Origin of the sequence: Grimontia kaedaensis (genome assembly GCF_023746615.1) — a bacterium.
In the GTDB taxonomy this organism is placed as follows: Bacteria; Pseudomonadota; Gammaproteobacteria; order Enterobacterales; family Vibrionaceae; genus Enterovibrio; species Enterovibrio kaedaensis.
On sequence record NZ_CP082275.1, the window covers coordinates 3,389,225 to 3,405,405 of the forward strand.

Annotated in this window: 12 protein-coding genes; 4 read left to right on the forward strand and 8 right to left on the reverse strand. The window is 50.1% G+C overall.

Annotation, left to right across the window (positions count from 1 at the left end):
• Nucleotides 1–28 precede the first annotated feature (28 nt).
• Entirely contained in the window at nt 29–661 is a 633-nt protein-coding gene (locus tag K6Q96_RS15150) for a flavin prenyltransferase UbiX (RefSeq protein WP_434802150.1), read from the reverse strand.
• Between the two features lie 7 nt (nt 662–668).
• Nucleotides 669–2,024 carry a UDP-N-acetylmuramate:L-alanyl-gamma-D-glutamyl-meso-diaminopimelate ligase gene (gene mpl / locus K6Q96_RS15155; protein ID WP_251876698.1) on the reverse strand — a complete coding sequence of 452 codons (1,356 nt, stop codon included), beginning with the start codon at nt 2,022–2,024 and terminating at the stop codon, nt 669–671.
• Between the two features lie 294 nt (nt 2,025–2,318).
• On the opposite strand from mpl, the gene fbp reads away from it, so the two are divergent.
• Nucleotides 2,319–3,335 carry a class 1 fructose-bisphosphatase gene (fbp, locus tag K6Q96_RS15160; RefSeq protein WP_062666551.1) on the forward strand — a complete coding sequence of 339 codons (1,017 nt, stop codon included), beginning with the start codon at nt 2,319–2,321 and terminating at the stop codon, nt 3,333–3,335.
• 45 nt (nt 3,336–3,380) lie between these two features.
• Here fbp and tamB read toward each other — a convergent pair whose 3' ends face one another.
• Together tamB and tamA are read right to left on the reverse strand one after the other, a co-directional pair.
• A complete protein-coding gene (tamB, locus tag K6Q96_RS15165) occupies nt 3,381–7,103 on the reverse strand; it encodes an autotransporter assembly complex protein TamB (protein WP_251876699.1) in 3,723 nt (1,240 codons plus the stop codon).
• Nucleotides 7,100–8,824, reverse strand: a complete 1,725-nt coding sequence (gene tamA, locus K6Q96_RS15170) for an autotransporter assembly complex protein TamA (protein WP_251876700.1) — start codon at nt 8,822–8,824, stop codon at nt 7,100–7,102. Before tamA ends, tamB begins: the two co-directional genes overlap by 4 nt.
• A 304-nt stretch (nt 8,825–9,128) precedes the next feature.
• Here tamA and msrA point away from each other — a divergent pair, with 304 nt between their 5' ends.
• Complete coding sequence (gene msrA / locus K6Q96_RS15175; protein WP_251879656.1) at nt 9,129–9,764, forward strand: peptide-methionine (S)-S-oxide reductase MsrA; 636 nt, start codon at nt 9,129–9,131, stop codon at nt 9,762–9,764.
• A gap of 76 nt (nt 9,765–9,840) precedes the next feature.
• On the opposite strand, the gene K6Q96_RS15180 is transcribed toward msrA, so the two are convergent.
• Nucleotides 9,841–10,047, reverse strand: a complete 207-nt coding sequence (locus tag K6Q96_RS15180; RefSeq protein ID WP_251876701.1) for a DUF1107 domain-containing protein — start codon at nt 10,045–10,047, stop codon at nt 9,841–9,843.
• 430 nt (nt 10,048–10,477) lie between these two features.
• Here K6Q96_RS15180 and K6Q96_RS15185 point away from each other — a divergent pair, with 430 nt between their 5' ends.
• Nucleotides 10,478–11,032: a YtfJ family protein gene (locus tag K6Q96_RS15185; protein ID WP_251876702.1), complete on the forward strand. Its 555-nt coding sequence runs from the start codon at nt 10,478–10,480 to the stop codon at nt 11,030–11,032.
• A 292-nt stretch (nt 11,033–11,324) separates the two neighbouring features.
• Nucleotides 11,325–12,242 carry a TIGR03899 family protein gene (locus K6Q96_RS15190; protein ID WP_251876703.1) on the forward strand — a complete coding sequence of 306 codons (918 nt, stop codon included), beginning with the start codon at nt 11,325–11,327 and terminating at the stop codon, nt 12,240–12,242.
• A 95-nt stretch (nt 12,243–12,337) separates the two neighbouring features.
• Here K6Q96_RS15190 and cysC read toward each other — a convergent pair whose 3' ends face one another.
• From cysC to cysN, 3 genes are read right to left on the reverse strand one after another with little or no spacing between them, the layout of a single operon-like run.
• On the reverse strand, nt 12,338–12,958 hold the full coding sequence (cysC, locus tag K6Q96_RS15195; RefSeq protein ID WP_251876704.1) for an adenylyl-sulfate kinase: 621 nt from the start codon (nt 12,956–12,958) through the stop codon (nt 12,338–12,340).
• Between the two features lie 51 nt (nt 12,959–13,009).
• Nucleotides 13,010–14,737: an SLC13 family permease gene (locus tag K6Q96_RS15200; RefSeq protein ID WP_062666566.1), complete on the reverse strand. Its 1,728-nt coding sequence runs from the start codon at nt 14,735–14,737 to the stop codon at nt 13,010–13,012.
• 5 nt (nt 14,738–14,742) lie between these two features.
• Entirely contained in the window at nt 14,743–16,176 is a 1,434-nt protein-coding gene (cysN, locus tag K6Q96_RS15205; protein ID WP_251876705.1) for a sulfate adenylyltransferase subunit CysN, read from the reverse strand.
• Nucleotides 16,177–16,181 lie beyond the last annotated feature (5 nt).

The window sequence follows — 16,181 nt, forward strand, 5'->3', positions numbered from 1 at the left end:
CCGCCCTTTTTCTTTTTTACAACCTGAGTTACTTTTCACGCTGGTCATAGCCCCACCTTGGCACAAGGACTTGCTCAATACCAAGATGGTCAAGAATACGCGCCACCATAAAGTCCACCAGATCGTCTATGGACTTGGGTTGGTGATAAAAGCCCGGTGCCGCCGGCATGATGGTCACACCCATTTGCGACAGCTTCAGCATGTTCTCTAAATGTAATGTGGAAAACGGCGTTTCACGCACCACCAAAAGCAATTGGCCTCGCTCTTTCAAAACGACATCGGCAGCACGCTCTGCCAGATTATCCGACATCCCATGGGCAATCGCCGCCAGCGAGCCAGCGGAGCATGGGCACACTACCATTTTCTTGGGCGCTGCGGAGCCAGATGCGACTGGCGAAAACCAATCTTCTTTACCACACACCACCAATTTATCAGTCGGTACATTGAGGTGTTTCACCAAAGCTTCTTTTGCCGCTTCTGGGCCTGATGGCAGTTTTAAACCATGCTCAGTGGCCAACACTACACGCGCAGCAGATGACACCAGCAGATAGACTTCATAGTCTGCCGCCAACAAGCACTCCAGCAGACGGAGTCCATAAGGCGCACCAGAAGCACCGCTCCATGCCAGTGTGATGCGTTTGTCGCTCATTGAAGTTGCCATGTTTCCCTTATCGTTGTTCTAACGCAGCTTTCAGTTTGTCGTGAATGCCACCAAAACCACCATTACTCATCACCAGTATAACGTCGTCCGCTTTGGCCTCGCTGACGATGCCTGAAACCAGTGCATCAATCTCATCAAAGGTTTGCGCTGGTGCTTTGCACGCTTCCGCTACATCTTTGACAGACCATTCGATATGCTCCGGCTGGAAGAGCAATACCTCATCGGCAGCATCCAATGACGGTGCAATATCATCTTTATGTACGCCAAGTTTCATCGTGTTGGATCTTGGCTCCAGCACAGCAAGGATTCTACGTTCACCCACTTTGGCGCGAAGTCCTTCCAAGGTGGTTCTAATCGCCGTTGGATGGTGGGCGAAATCATCGTAAACCGTGACACCTTTGAAATCGCCTTTGTGCTCGAGACGGCGTTTAGTATTAATAAAACTGCCTAACGCTTTACAAGCCAGATCTGGGGTTACGCCGACGTGACGAGCAGCGGCGATGGTCATCAGTGCATTGCTGACATTGTGATCACCAATCAGATCCCACTTCACCATGCCAACCAACTCGCCATCAAACCAAACATCAAATTCACTACCGTCAGCTACGCGCTTTTCTGCCTTCCAGATACCGTCTTCGCCAGCAAACTCCAACTCGCTCCAGCAGCCCATCTCCAACGTTGATTTGATGTTCTCATCATTCGAGGGTGCAATAATACGACCGATACCCGGTACAGTGCGCACCAAATGATGGAATTGACGTTTGATAGCATGCAGATCGTCGAAGATGTCGGCATGATCGAACTCAAGATTGTTCATGATCAGCGTGCGTGGATGGTAATGCACGAACTTAGAACGCTTGTCAAAAAAAGCACTGTCGTATTCATCGGCTTCGACCACAAAGAACATCGTTTCACCGAGGCGCGCAGATATGCCGAAGTTGCCCGGCACACCACCAATCAGGAAGCCTGGCTGGTAGCCGCAATCTTCCAATACCCACGCCAGCATGCTTGCCGTGGTGGTTTTGCCATGAGTACCAGCCACAGCAAGCACCCAACGGTCTTTTAGCAGAAAATCCAGCAGCCACTGTGGGCCTGAAGTGTAATTGAGGTTGTGATTAAGCACATACTCCACACACGGATTGCCGCGACTCATGGCGTTACCCACCACCACCAGATCCGGAGCCGGATCAAGCTGAGAAGGGTCATAGCCCTGAATAATCTCAATACCCTGAGATTCCAGCAGTGTACTCATAGGTGGGTAAACATTGGCGTCACAACCTGTCACTTTATGACCTAGTTGTCTGGCTAGAATGGCTGCGCCGCCCATAAAGGTGCCGCAAATCCCCAAAATGTGTATATGCATAAGGTTCCGTCAGCTTAAAACCGTCGTTCTGTGTCTCCAAGGATCACAGATCCCGACATGTCCAAATTACTTCGATACGAATAAAAAGTTCTACACTATAAAATGTGTAATAAGTTGATTTTCTGTCCGGTTGTGACGTCACGTTTTTGGCAAAAATTTTTGCCTGTCACCCAAGCGGCGCGCTGGACGCTCGAAATCAACCAGGAAAGCAAAGATCTTTTTGCACTTCGCTTGCGACTTTGTTTTCCAGCATCTTACCCAAGAATCTAATAACAGACATCAAAAGGATCTGGAATGTCCGATATGCGTACACTTGGCGAGTTCATTGTTGAAAAACAACATGAATACCCTAGCGCCAGTGGAGAACTCAGCTCACTACTCTCTTCTATCCGACTGGCCGCCAAAATCGTTAACCGTGAAATCAACAAAGCTGGGCTCGCTGATATCACCGGCGCATTTGGTGGTGAGAACGTCCAAGGTGAAGAACAACAAAAATTGGACGTCTACGCGAACGAAAAATTCAAAGCTGCGATGGCTGCACGCGATCAAGTATGTGGGGTGGCGAGCGAAGAAGAAGATGACGCGGTCATCTTCGATACCGAACTCGGTCGTAACGCTAAATATGTCATCCTGATGGACCCACTCGATGGCTCCTCCAACATCGACGTGAACGTATCGGTAGGTACCATTTTCTCCATCTACCGTCGCGTCTCTCCCATTGGCCAACCGGCTACCATGGAAGATTTCCTGCAGCCAGGTAATCAACAGGTTGCTGCCGGCTACATCATCTATGGCTCATCCACCATGTTGGTTTACACCACAGGTAACGGCGTACATGGGTTCACCTATGACCCATCCATTGGTGCATTTTGCTTGTCCCACGAGAACATGACCATCCCAGAAGATGGCAAAATTTACTCCATTAATGAAGGCAACTACATCCGCTTCCCGCTCGGAGTGAAAAAGTACATCAAATACTGTCAGGAAAATGAACCTGCGGATGGCCGTCCTTACACTTCGCGCTACATTGGCTCTCTGGTATCAGACTTCCACCGCAACATGCTGAAAGGCGGACTATACCTGTATCCAAGTACAGCAGCTTACCCAAGCGGTAAACTGCGCCTGCTTTATGAGTGCAACCCAATGGCTTTCATTATCGAGCAAGCAGGTGGTAAAGCATCAGATGGCGCACAACGCATCATGGATATCAAACCTACCGAACTCCACCAGCGCGTGCCGTTTTTTGTTGGCTCAACCCACATGGTTGAGAAAGTCGAAGAGTTCCTCGAGAACTTCCCAGACGAAGAATAAGCCAGTAAAAAAGCCCGGTTTCACAACCGGGCTTTTATTTTGAGATTACTTGATACTAAATTGATAAAGCAGGTCGACGGCATTATCTGCGCCCGAAACCGCCTCGAGATAAAGATCTGACAGCAATCGGTAACGCACCGTGAATTCCGGCAAGCTGGTAAAAATCCCCACACCATATTTCACTTGAAGCCCCGGCAGAATATAACCTGAGACTTCGACCTTCTCATCATTACCACTGCCAGATGTGTCCACGGTTAGATCCTGCACACCAAAGGCCTCTCCAATCTGCCCCACTAGCTTACCGCTTTGCGACAGGCCAAGGCCAATCAGCATAGACGTCATCGCATTGCCGTCTGATTCACTGTCCAGATTCCGTCCGCGTGTGAGGTAAGACAGGGCATTTGCCTGCGGCATAGCAGGGTCTGAGAACACCTGTACCTCCGGTGCATCAGCAGGTCCAGTCACTCGGATTCCCGCTTCGACCCCATCTTCAATGGCATCTGGATTGCGGATCGCTTCTACCTGTAAATAAGGCTGCTCGGGCGGACCATTAAAGAGGATCTGACCTTTTTTAATTTGAAGATCCTGACCAAATGAACGGTATGTCCCTTCTTCCAAATTGATCTCGCCGTTGATATTTGGTCCTTTTTTGTTGCTGGCTACATCCAGTTTACCTACCAGATTGGTTTTCAGGCCAAAGGCTTCAAGGCGGACGTCATCGCCAATATTGACAGCAATGTTTGCATTCACCGTGATCGGGTTGCTTGCTTCCTCAGAAACAGGCTGAAGATCATCGTTCAGGATCACCACATCACTGGAAACCTGCACCGCCGATGCTGGCAGGTTTTCCACCACAATACGCCCCCAAGGAACAGAGACACTGCCTTTCACATTCACGGACTTCGGCGATGCATTCAGCGTCATGTCTGGGCTGACCTCCAATGCAACCATGGGTGGCACGACGACTTTCAGGCGTTGTCCTTTCACATTCAGCGATGCCAGCCAGGCATTAAGATCTTTCCAGTCCGCCTGACCAGCAAGTACCAAATCGCCATCCGGTGTTTTGATATCACCGTTGATGCGGCCATTGGTGCCATTTAACAACGCCTTTATCTGACCTTCCCGCACCTCCACAGGCGCAGCAAGGCTCTGGAGTCGAAGACCGCTTAGCTCAATACTGCCGTTCGCCATTGGCGCATCCAGATCGCCATTAAGAACAACGTTTCCGTTCAGCATACCTGCCAGTGTGGTGTCTTCACCCAGCGCCGGTGCCAGAATATCTAGGTCAATACTGTCGATACCGAAGGTGCTCTTGAGCGTGCGTTTCTGGCTTTCAAGATTCCCCATCACCGCATTCAAAGACACCTTGCCGTTGTCCGTCAACGCCAACAATAAATCAGCATTCAAGGTGTTGTTGGCAAGCGTCGCGTCCAGATTCACCGCATCCCAACCAATGGTCAGCGGTGCATCCAATTGTTCGGTCACCTGACCTTTCGACAAGTTCACTGACGCTTTCAGATCTGGCAAAGCATTAGGCTTCCAAGCCAAGTTGGCGTTTGCATTAACCTGTCCTTCAATCGTGGTCGTCACAGGTAGAAAGGACTGCACAATATCCAGGTTGAAATCGACGATAGAAAGCTGAGCCTCACCGCTTTCAGCCACTTTCGCAGGCTTATCCAGACAGATTTTGCTTTGGTTTTGCATCCAGCAGAACGCGCCAATATCGACTGCGCCGGATTTGAAATCCACATTCAGTGGCACATCGTTCGCCAGTTTCCATGGCCCCACAGGCGTTTTAACGGAAGAAGAATACAAGCTTCCCTTCCAGCCTTTTTCACGGTCCAAACTGCCTCGAACAGAAAGATCTGCGCCAACTGGCTTACCATCGACCTTGAGGCTCACCGTTTGGTCTTTCTCATCGCCTGACGCCCGAAGGGCCAGGCTTTTCACCTCTACACCTTCTGCTTTTACGCCATTCACATCGACAATCAGACCGCCACCAATGATAGGAAGTGGCGTCACAGAGCCGCGGATACTGACATCCTGCACGGTGACCAGCTCTTTCCAACGCAAGTCATTGGCATTGATTTGCAGCGCCGCCTCTGGCTTTTCCAGCGTACCTGAAAGACCGATATTACCTTTAATTTTGCCGCCAGCCTGCGGCACCGAAGCGGAAAGCTTAGGAAGGTTGAGATTGAGTTTCAGCGCCAGCGCTTTATCCACCTTGCCGGATACATCAATCTTGTTCGGACCATGTCGGAAGGAAAGCCCATTGGTTTCTACCAGCAGGTCACCTTTTCCTTTCACGTCGGAAGCATTGAGCTGTCCGCTCAAATCCAGCGCCTGGTCACGGATGATGCCCTTTATATCGAGCTCTGGCAGCCGCACTAGCCAGCCACCTTGTTCAGTCAGCTCACCACTGTTTTGCACCTCACCGGAGAGCTTGCCTTCTGCCTCTGGCCACTGTAGCCCAGGCTGAATGTCGGAAAATGCCAGTCGGGTTTGCCATTTCACCTGCTTTGACCAATCGACACTCGCCCAACCATCAATGCCACCACCAAGGGTTTTCAATAAGATATCCCCCAGCATCACTTTACCGAGATCCCCTGTTAACTTAGTTGACAGGTCGATATTCGGAATCGCTTCACCCGAAGCTTTGGTTTTGACCGATGCACTGTATTTTTTCAAGCTACCGCTGGCGTTAATCGCCGTGGAAGCCAACGTGTATTCGGCTTTACGGTCAATCGGCCACTGCAGGTTCTTACTGGTCAGCAGCACATCAAATGGCAGGTTGGGGTCAAGCACATCCAACTTGCCGGAAAGCACGGCTTGCAGCACGCCTTTCAGATTCACATTGAGCGCCAAATGGCGAAGGTCGCCGTTTGCATCCAGCGTCAGCGAGTGTCCTTGAAGCGGTGCCCTTCGCACATTCGCTTTCGCCGCAAGGTTCAGCGGATAATCTTCGTTCAGCGAGATATCACCATTGAGTGACATCTTCCCCTGCTCAGCGTCAAGACGCACTTCTTCCAGCGCAATGTCATAACCACCCGCTTTGCCTTTCACAAAGAACTCATGAATCACCTGTTTTTGCGGCAACAGGAGCTCTGCATCTTTCAGTGCAAAACCTTCAATCACCACATTCAGCGGAATAGTCACGGCGGGCAGTTCAATCGGTGTATCACTGCTTGGAGACGGAGCAGGGTCAGACGGCTTTTCTTCACTCTGGGCAAGCTCGACCTTGATGCCTTTCCATTCGGTAGGCTTTAAAGTCAACGTGTTGCCCTGCATCTGGGCGGCGGTGGTCAAACTGTCCCAATGCACCTTGGTGCCGAGAATATCGAGAGAGATATCCGAGAGAGCAACGCCGTTGAGAAAGAGTGGGATTGGCGTTTTAATTTCCGTCAATGGCTCTGAAGGCGGCGATTCCGGTGATGGCTCAGTTTCTCCTACCACCACCTCTATGCCGTCACCCGTTAGTGACTCCACGCACAGCGCAGGACCACTAAGACACCGGCTGTTGATATCAAGGGAAAAGGATTTACCCGACAGCGAGAAGCCTTTCATACTGAACGCCACACCTTCCAGTGCAAATCCATTCAGCAATGCTCCACGGCTTTTTTCAATGGTTAACTCAGGCAGAGCTTTTTGAGCGCCCCAGACCACGAGTTTCACGCCGGCAGGTGTCAACAACACAGCAAACACACCAGCTACAACCAGAACCAAAAACAATACGATCGCGATAACAAACCGCTTAAGCCAGCGCTTCATAGTTCTGGTCCAAGACTAAAGTGGATCATGAAATCATCGTCTTTGTTCTCAAAACCATGGGCAATATCGAAGCGAATAGGACCAACGGGTGACTCCCACCTCACACCTATACCGGCTGAAGTTTTCCATTCCGGATCGCTACTTGTCCAGGCGTCACCGCCATCCACAAATAGCGCCCCCCACCAATTTCCTGTCACACGATAGTTATATTCCAGCGTGCCAGTCGTCATGTAAGAACCGCCTTCAAGCTGACGTTCGCTATCACGGGGGGAAATGGATTCATAGCTGTAGCCACGAATGCTGTTATCACCACCGGCAAAGAAGCGAAGCGATGGCGGTACACGATCAAACTCGTCGGTAAAAATACCGCCTGCATTGACCCGGGTCAGGAAACGGTTATTGCTGTTCAGGCTTCGGATCCAAGCCGTTTGTCCCACTACACGGAACAGACTGATGTCTGACAACAATGCAGGATCGCCAGCTTCAAAGGTGATCGACTGTTTATCACCCCAATATGGCATGGCACCGCCACGGCTGCGTACACGGGAGAAGTTTATCCCCGGTAAAATCAGGTTAGAGATATTCGAGACACTGCCCTGGGTATAATCCGAATAGAGCCAGCGAAGGTACAACGCACGCTGCCAGCCAGTATCATACTTCCAATGGCGGGAAACAGAAGAGGTTAACTCAAGGCTAGTTGTGTCATTATTATCGAGATTTTCAAGGCCCACCTGCACTTGATAATACTCGCGCTGCACGTCTTCAAGCGGAATCTTATAGGTAGATTCCAGCGTCTGTTTTGGCTGGGAGACATACAGGTCGGTATTCAGGCTATGGCCGCGACTGTTGAACCATGGTTTTTTCCAACCAATCTTGACACGCGGTCCCACATCAGTGGAATAACCAATACCGGTTTCAAACTGGTTTCGTGGGGAAGGCGCAAGATTTACCGAAATAGGGACGCGATCATCACGCAAATCATCAATGCCAGCTTCGACTAGCACAGAAGAGAACCAACCAGTGTTGGATAACGATTGGTTAAAAGCCCCAAGCTCCGAAACCAGATACGGGTCTCCTTCCTTGAAGGTCAGCATGCTGTCGAGGCGCTCTTCATTGATCTGGCTGTTGTGATACACCACTGGGCCGAAGTGATAGCGCATCCCACTACTGAAATGGAGCCGAATGAAAGCCTGATGACGGCTTGGGGCGACTTCCAGCCTTGAGAGGGTATATTCCGCATCAAAATAGCCGCGACGCACTGCGAGGCTTTGAATCGACGATTTCAGGGCATCGTATTGCCCCTGGTTAAGAACGTCGCCGACTTTCGGCGCTGTTTTAAGAAGATCGGTAAATGCTTCATCGGTTTTAGCATCCCCAGTCAGCTCGACATCCACTTCTGCAATGCGCACAGGTTCACCAGGCGCAATAACCAGCACCACAGTAGCATCGTCGACCGACTTTTTATCTTCGACAGTATAGGTAATGGTTGGGTCGTAATATCCCAGAGCCTGCAGCGCTTTATTGATTTCGTCTGTCACGCGGGACTGGAACCGGAAAGTCAGCCTTCGCTCGCCGCCAGGTATGGCGTCTAGGTAAACGGAAACGTTCTTCTCAAGGGCATCATCTAACCCATTAATTTCGAAATCCACATCAGCGATTGCCACCCCAGGCACCCATGTTGCTGTGACGACGACCCAAGGTATTAATCGTTTCTTAATCATCAACCGTATGCTTTTCTCTCACCCTGAGAGCCTGTTTAAAATAAGATTAGTGACAGTATGACCGTCCATGTACTCGGTTGTACTGTTGCAAATATGCATCAATGCAAGGAAAAATGTCCTCAACGATTCATATGAGGATGCGGCAGAATCATCTTACGCGTGCAGCTTGAGTCGATTCGAGCAGCAATGAAAGAATATGCCCATTGCGCCGTTCTTTAGTTTTCCTGCCTGTCCGGTTCCGATTGTGGATACCTTACAGAAAAACAGGCGCAACCCAGACACGACAAGGAGTCGACATATGCTTATCAACCACAAGCAACTCTCCATCACAGCGGATCAGGCGTTGCCAGATCGACTCGAGGAAATTATTCCGGCTGAAGCGCATGCCGTCAATGGCTCAATGTTGAGCAAAGAGGCACCTGCAGGCCAAGCTCAAATCCTTTTGGGTATGGGTTGTTTCTGGGGCGCAGAACGACTGTTCTGGAAGCTCGATGGCGTAACATCCACGTCAGTCGGCTACAGCGGTGGTTTTACCGTGAACCCCACTTACAGAGACGTGTGCAGCGCCCAGACAGGTCACACTGAAGTGGTGCAGGTCGTTTTCGACCCTGAGCGCATTTCACTGGAAGAAATTCTGACACAATTTTGGCAGAGCCACGATCCAACGCAAGGTATGCGTCAGGGAAATGACAAAGGCACGCAGTATCGCTCGGCTATTTATTACTTCGATGAAGATCAAAAGGCGGCAGCAATAGCCAGCCGAGATGCGTACCAAGCAGCATTGACTTCAGCAGGTAAAGCAGAGATCACGACAGAGATCGCCCCAGCAGGCCCGTACTACTTTGCTGAAACGTATCACCAGCAGTACCTGGAGAAGAATCCAAACGGTTATTGTGGCATCGGTGGAACCGGAGTTTGTCTGCCTCCTTGGGAAAGATAACTTAATAAAAAATGCTGCACTTTAAATGCAAAACGCCCGTCAAATGACGGGCGATTTTATATGTTCTTTAACGAAGTCAGGCTGCGGCTGCCATGGCCTTGATTTCATTATTTACCTCGGTCATGACCGCTAACGCACGTTTGTCTTTTTTGTGCGGTGGCAGCAATCTCCCACGGTCAAACTCAAAGGCTCCCACGCCATCGATGTAAACTCTGCCGCGGAAAAAGCCTTTAACATAACGGGCAACCTGACGAGGGCGGTATTGATGAAAAATGCGCAACATTGGTGAACTCCTCCATGCCTATGATAAAAGACCTGCATCACACACCAATGCTTTCCACATTGGCCGACATTTGTACAATGCAATCTAAATGCCAAGTATTCGGGGTTGTCGCCATTACTTTTTTGACAACAAAATCGTCACAGGTTTCCGAACAAACCAAAACAATCAGAAAGCCGAAGATTGTTTAGTTATCTATCACGACCAGATAAGCGTAGACAAAAATTCTCACATGGTAAAATTACGACACACTGTCTTGAAAAAGATTCAATTTGAACTGGGTTGAATTTCTCATTTTGAGTGGTTGGGCCAGTTATTGGTTCGGGCTCACTTTCTGTATCAGCTATATTCAATACCGTACCCCGTAAACTGAACAAATTCAGAGGGGTTACGCATAAAAACAAATACATCAATGAACAGGAAATAATCACTCATGCGTCGTATTAAAACTCTAGCCTTGGCGACTGCTCTCATCTCAACCTTTGCCTCGGCTCACAATCTCTCTAACGGGCAGGCATTGCCTTCCGTATCCGTTGAAAAGCACGGTGAACTCACCCTGAATGGTGACAAAATCGGTTACGAGACCTGGAACAGTGCTGACCTTGACGGAAAAGTCCGTATCATTCAGGCCATTGCTGGCCGTAGCAGCGCAAAGGAAATGAATGCGCCTTTGATTGAAGCGGTAAAAGTCGCTGATTTCCCTCGTGATAAATATCAAACCACCACCATCATCAACCAAGATGATGCTATTTGGGGGACGGGTGGTTTTGTGAAATCTTCTGCGGAAGACAGCAAAAAAGAATTTAGTTGGTCGTCCATTGTATTGGATAAGAGCGGTGCTGTCGCTGGTGCATGGCGGCTTCAGGACGAAAGCTCGGCCATTGTCGTGCTGGACACCGACGGCACCGTCCGTTTTGTCAAAGAAGGTGCCCTGAGCGAAGCTGAAATCACTCAAGTCATTGATTTGGTGAATAAGCTGATGAAGTGATCTGGCTCACTCCCTGAAACGAAAAAACCCGCTCTTTGCGGGTTTTTTTAATGTTTAGCGGAATTTAGCCGATAAACTGAGAAAGATAGAGCAGCGTGGCAATGTAAAACGCGACAAGCAGGAGATTGACAGGATTCATTTTGAACTTCTTCACCGCAATGATCCTCCTTTCGCTTCCACACACTGAGTAAATGTTAACAAGTTTAATTTAATTTTAACATAGTTGATTGCACACGAATTGCGCTAAATCATCGCGAAAACATCACCTTAACGTGTTCAAAGCGGGTACAGCATGGCCGAACCAAACAAACCTGTCGTGATTGAAGCAGAAAGCGTCGAAAAAGAGAGCCCGAAGCGTGGCGAAAAGTCACAAAGCCAGCAGGAGAGCCACATTAAATCCAGCCAGCATCGTCTGGCCGCCATTGCTGCTGCTCACCATATTGATGCAAAGTTGCACGATATTGAACACGACACCCTGACTACCCGAGCTGCTTACCGCCAACTTGAGATCAAACAAAAGCAGCAGGAAAATCTCGAGCAAATCATCAAGATCTGTAACGATCTTTGCCGCGATGAAACGGCGAGCTCACCGGATCCTGACTGGCTGTACCGATTCTTTGAAATGGCGAAGAACATCTATGGCGATGGCATGCAGAATTTGTGGGCGCGAATTCTGAAACAGGAAATCATCAGACCCGGTAGTACTTCGCTGAAGGCCCTGTCATTGCTGGAGACCATGACACAACGCGAAGCACAAGCTCTTCAACGTGCTTGCGCATTGGCCTGTACCTTCGGCGGCGATGGCAGCAACAAGCTGATTACGGGATTTAGAAAACCGGAAGATGGCATGAAGCGCTATTTCAAACCGGACATTGCCGAGCGTTTGGCGTTGGGAAATTTCAAATTGCCATTCACCGACCTGATGCTCTTGATGGATTTGGGACTCATATTGAGAACCGAATTGGAATCCGGTTTGCTTGAGCCGCCAGCTTCCTTCCCGCTGATAGGACAAAACAAAACCTTTATGCTGACACCGCTGCGAAAAGGTATCCGGATTTACTACTATCGCTTCAGCCCAACAGGCAATGAACTGGCAAAACTGGTGGGTCAAAAAGCCCACCCTGAATATCTCGATGCCCTGATGGCGCTGCTTTCGAAAGCATTTGTGGTAGAGAGCGATGTAGGCTCCACCGTCAACGAGAAAGCCTAATCTCCACCCTATTTTGGGGATGAAGCGCTGAAAGGCTAAAAACAAAAACGGCCGGGAAACCCCAGCCGTTTTTCATTTTTCAGCAACTATCAAAGTCAGCCGATAATGCCTGCCTGGCGCAGTGATGCGATGCACTGATCCACCAAAGCTTCAACCGAATGCTCGTCAGTATGAAGATGCACTTCCGGTGCTTCCGGCGCTTCATACGCAGAGCTGATACCGGTGAAGGCTTTGATCTCACCCGAACGGGCTTTTTTGTAGAGGCCTTTCGGGTCGCGTGATTCACACACTTCCAAAGGCGTATCGACAAAGACTTCCAAGAACTCCCCTTCAGGCAGAAGTTCACGCACTAATTGGCGCTCTTCGCGGAACGGAGAGATAAACGCGGAGAAGACAATCAAACCCGCATCAGTCATCAGTTTCGCCACTTCACCCACACGGCGAATATTCTCGCGGCGGTCGTGATCGGAAAAGCCTAGATCACGGCAAAGACCATGACGTACGTTATCACCATCAAGCAGATAGGTGTGGTAACCCATCTGTGCCAGTTTACTCTCCAGAGCGCCAGCTACAGTGGATTTGCCAGAGCCTGAAAGGCCAGTAAACCAAAGCAGCGCCGGACGCTGTTTTTTCTGTTCTGCGCGGTATTGTTTGTCGATAACGTGCTTGTGCCAAACGACGTTTTCATCCGGATGCGGCGTATCCGCTGCACTCATAACTCAATCCTTTGTTGACCTCATCTCAGGCTCTATTGGCCTTTGAGGTGATTAAAATGGAAAAAACAGAGGGATAAGACCCAACACCAATGCGGAGTACACCAACGACAACGGCAATCCAATCCGCAGGTAATCCGTTAACTGATAATTACCCACACTGTAGACCAGAAGGTTAGTCTGGTAACCATATGGCGAAATAAAGCTCGCACTGGCACCAAACAAGACTGCCATAATAAACGGCATCGGATCTACGCCATATCCGAGAGCGAGGCTATATCCGATCGGAAATGACAGTGCCGCTGCGGCATTGTTGGTCACAAGCTCAGTTAACACTAGCGTCAGCAAATAGGTTGCAATCAAGGCGCCATAAACGCCCCAGCCGTTAAACCAGTAGATAAACAGCTCGCCCATTTGCTCAGAAAGCCCAGACTCAATCATCAACTGTGCAAGACTTAGCGCGCTGCCGACAATCACCACGATCTCAACCGGGAAGCGGCGTTTCAGCTCCACCAGATTCACGACACCTGTCAGCAACAGCACAGTCAGATAGGCAGCCAAACCATTCAGCAGTGGCATCCACTCCATTAAAGCGGAACCAATTACTGCGGCAAAACCTGCCAGCACCCAAGTGCTCATTTTGCTATCGAGACGCGCACTGGAGTCCAAACCATTCACCAGCACGAATTCGCGCTGCATGCGTTGTTGTTCTTTCGCAAATCCTTTACCAGGGACAATCACCAAAGTGTCACCGGCAAGCAGGGTAATATTGCCTAAACCGCCTTCGAGCTTTTCATGACCGCGACGGATAGCGACGACGACCGCATCAAAGTTTTCACGGAATTTGGCCTCTTTCAGCGTCTTACCGAGAATCGATGCACTGTGGCTCACCACCACTTCAAGCAGGTTCTGTCCGTTGATGTGATGCTGACCAAACAGCGCCAAACCCTCGATTTCCTGCAAGGTGGCCACGCTTTCCACATCGCCACAGAACTGAAGCTTATCGCCTTCGCGCATCACAGTATCCGGGCAAACCGGGGCGATCAGCTCACCATCGCGAACAATTTCGGCCAGATACAAACGGCGAAGCGCACGCAACCCATTTTCAGACACGGTTTTACCCGCTAATGGAGAGCCCCTTTTGACTTCTGCTTCCAATACATATGGCAAATCGTCATCGCTATCGTCGTCATAGTTAGGAAGGAGATAACAAAATGGGATCAACACCAGAAGACCGCCAGCCAATACGGCAAGGCCAATCGTGGATGGCGCAAAGAAGCTCAGTGTAGGCAGACCAGCACTTTCCACAAAGCTGTTGATGATGAGGTTTGTCGAGGTGCCAATCAGGGTAAGGGTACCCCCAAGAATGGCTGCGTAAGAAAGAGGAATGAGCAGTCGTGATGGCGCATGACGACGGTTACGCTTCACCGCACCAATAAGGGAAACCACGACAGCGGTGTTGTTGGTAAACGAGCTTAGAAACGCGGTCGACACGCCTAATTTAGCAACGACAGTTCCTAAACGGCCGCTGGCAAGTTGCCCGCTGACCCAACTGACCAAACGTGTTTTTTCCAGTGCCGCAGAGGCAAGGATGAGGAGTACCAGCGTTAACAGGGAACTGTTGGTGAAGTTCCCTGCCATCGCTTCCACCGATACCAGCCCGGATTGAAATGCAACGAAAGCTACACCTGCGAAAAGCACGGCAGGTTTGATTTTGGTAAACACCAAACCTGCCACAATCGCCAGCAGCAATCCCAATACCAGAGACTGATCCCAGCTCATTGGAATTACCCCAACAGCTTACTGATGTCGCGTGCATTCCAGTGTGGGAAGTGCTTGCGGATCAGCGCGTTGAGTTCTACCTCAAACGCAGAAATATCAGTACCTGAAGTTTGGGCAACGCTGTCTTCAAGCAGCTCGCTGATCATTCCTGCACCCACGGTCACGTTGGTCAGGCGATCAATCAGGATGAAGCCACCGGTGTCGGCGCAATCAGTGTAAACGTCGAGCGGCACAGATTCGGTCAGTTCAACCTCACATTCAGCGATGCCGTTCAGTGGCAGGCTTTCAGTGTTGAAAGTTTCCAGCGAGTTGATGTCCACCTGATGACGGATTTTGCTCACGGAACCCACGGTTTTCTTACCCGCGACTTTGACATCGTACTGGCGACCCACTTCCAGTGGTTGCTCAGCCATCCAAACAATGCGTGCAGCCAGTTTGTTGGTCGCTTGCTGGGTATCAGCAGCTGGCACAATCAAATCACCGCGGCTGATGTCGATTTCATCAGTCAGAGTAATCGTTACGGCCTGACCTGCGTGTGCATAATCCAAGTCACCATCAAAGGTAACGATACGCGCGACTGTCGAGGTTTTACCCGATGGCAGCACTTTGATTTCATCACCTGGGCGTACTTCACCACCAGAGATGGTGCCGGAGAAACCACGGAAGTCGAGGTTTGGACGGTTCACGTACTGCACTGGGAAACGGAATGCACCGTTATCTTTCTCCGCAGTCACGTTTACATCTTCCAGCAAGGTCAGCAGGGTGTCACCGTCATACCAAGGGGTGCTTGGGCTGCGGTCTACCACGTTATCGCCTTCCAGTGCTGACAGTGGCACCAGTTTGATGTCGATGTCCGCATTCAGCTTTTCAGCAAACGCCAGGTAATCATCACGGATGCTTTCAAAACGTGCCTGATCGAAATCCACCAGATCCATTTTGTTCACCGCAACCACAAAGTGGCGGATGCCCAAAGAGCTCGCGATAAACGAGTGACGACGGGTTTGATCCAATACGCCTTTACGCGCATCAATCAGGATCACAGCGAGATCACAGGTCGACGCACCGGTCGCCATGTTACGGGTGTACTGCTCATGTCCCGGAGTATCCGCGATGATGAACTTACGTTTTTTGGTCGAGAAGTAGCGATATGCCACGTCGATGGTGATGCCCTGCTCGCGCTCCGCGGCCAGACCATCTACCAACAGCGCCAGATCGGGTTTTTCACCTGTGGTGCCCACTTTCTGGCTGTCTGCGTGGATCGCTGCCAGTTGATCTTCATAAATTTGCTTAGAGTCATGTAGCAGGCGGCCGATCAGCGTACTTTTGCCGTCATCCACCGAGCCACAAGTCAGAAAACGCAGCAGGGATTTGTTCTGATGTTGGTCCAGATAGGCCTCAATACCCAGCTCGGCCACTTGTTGTTCAATAGCACTATTCATGTTTA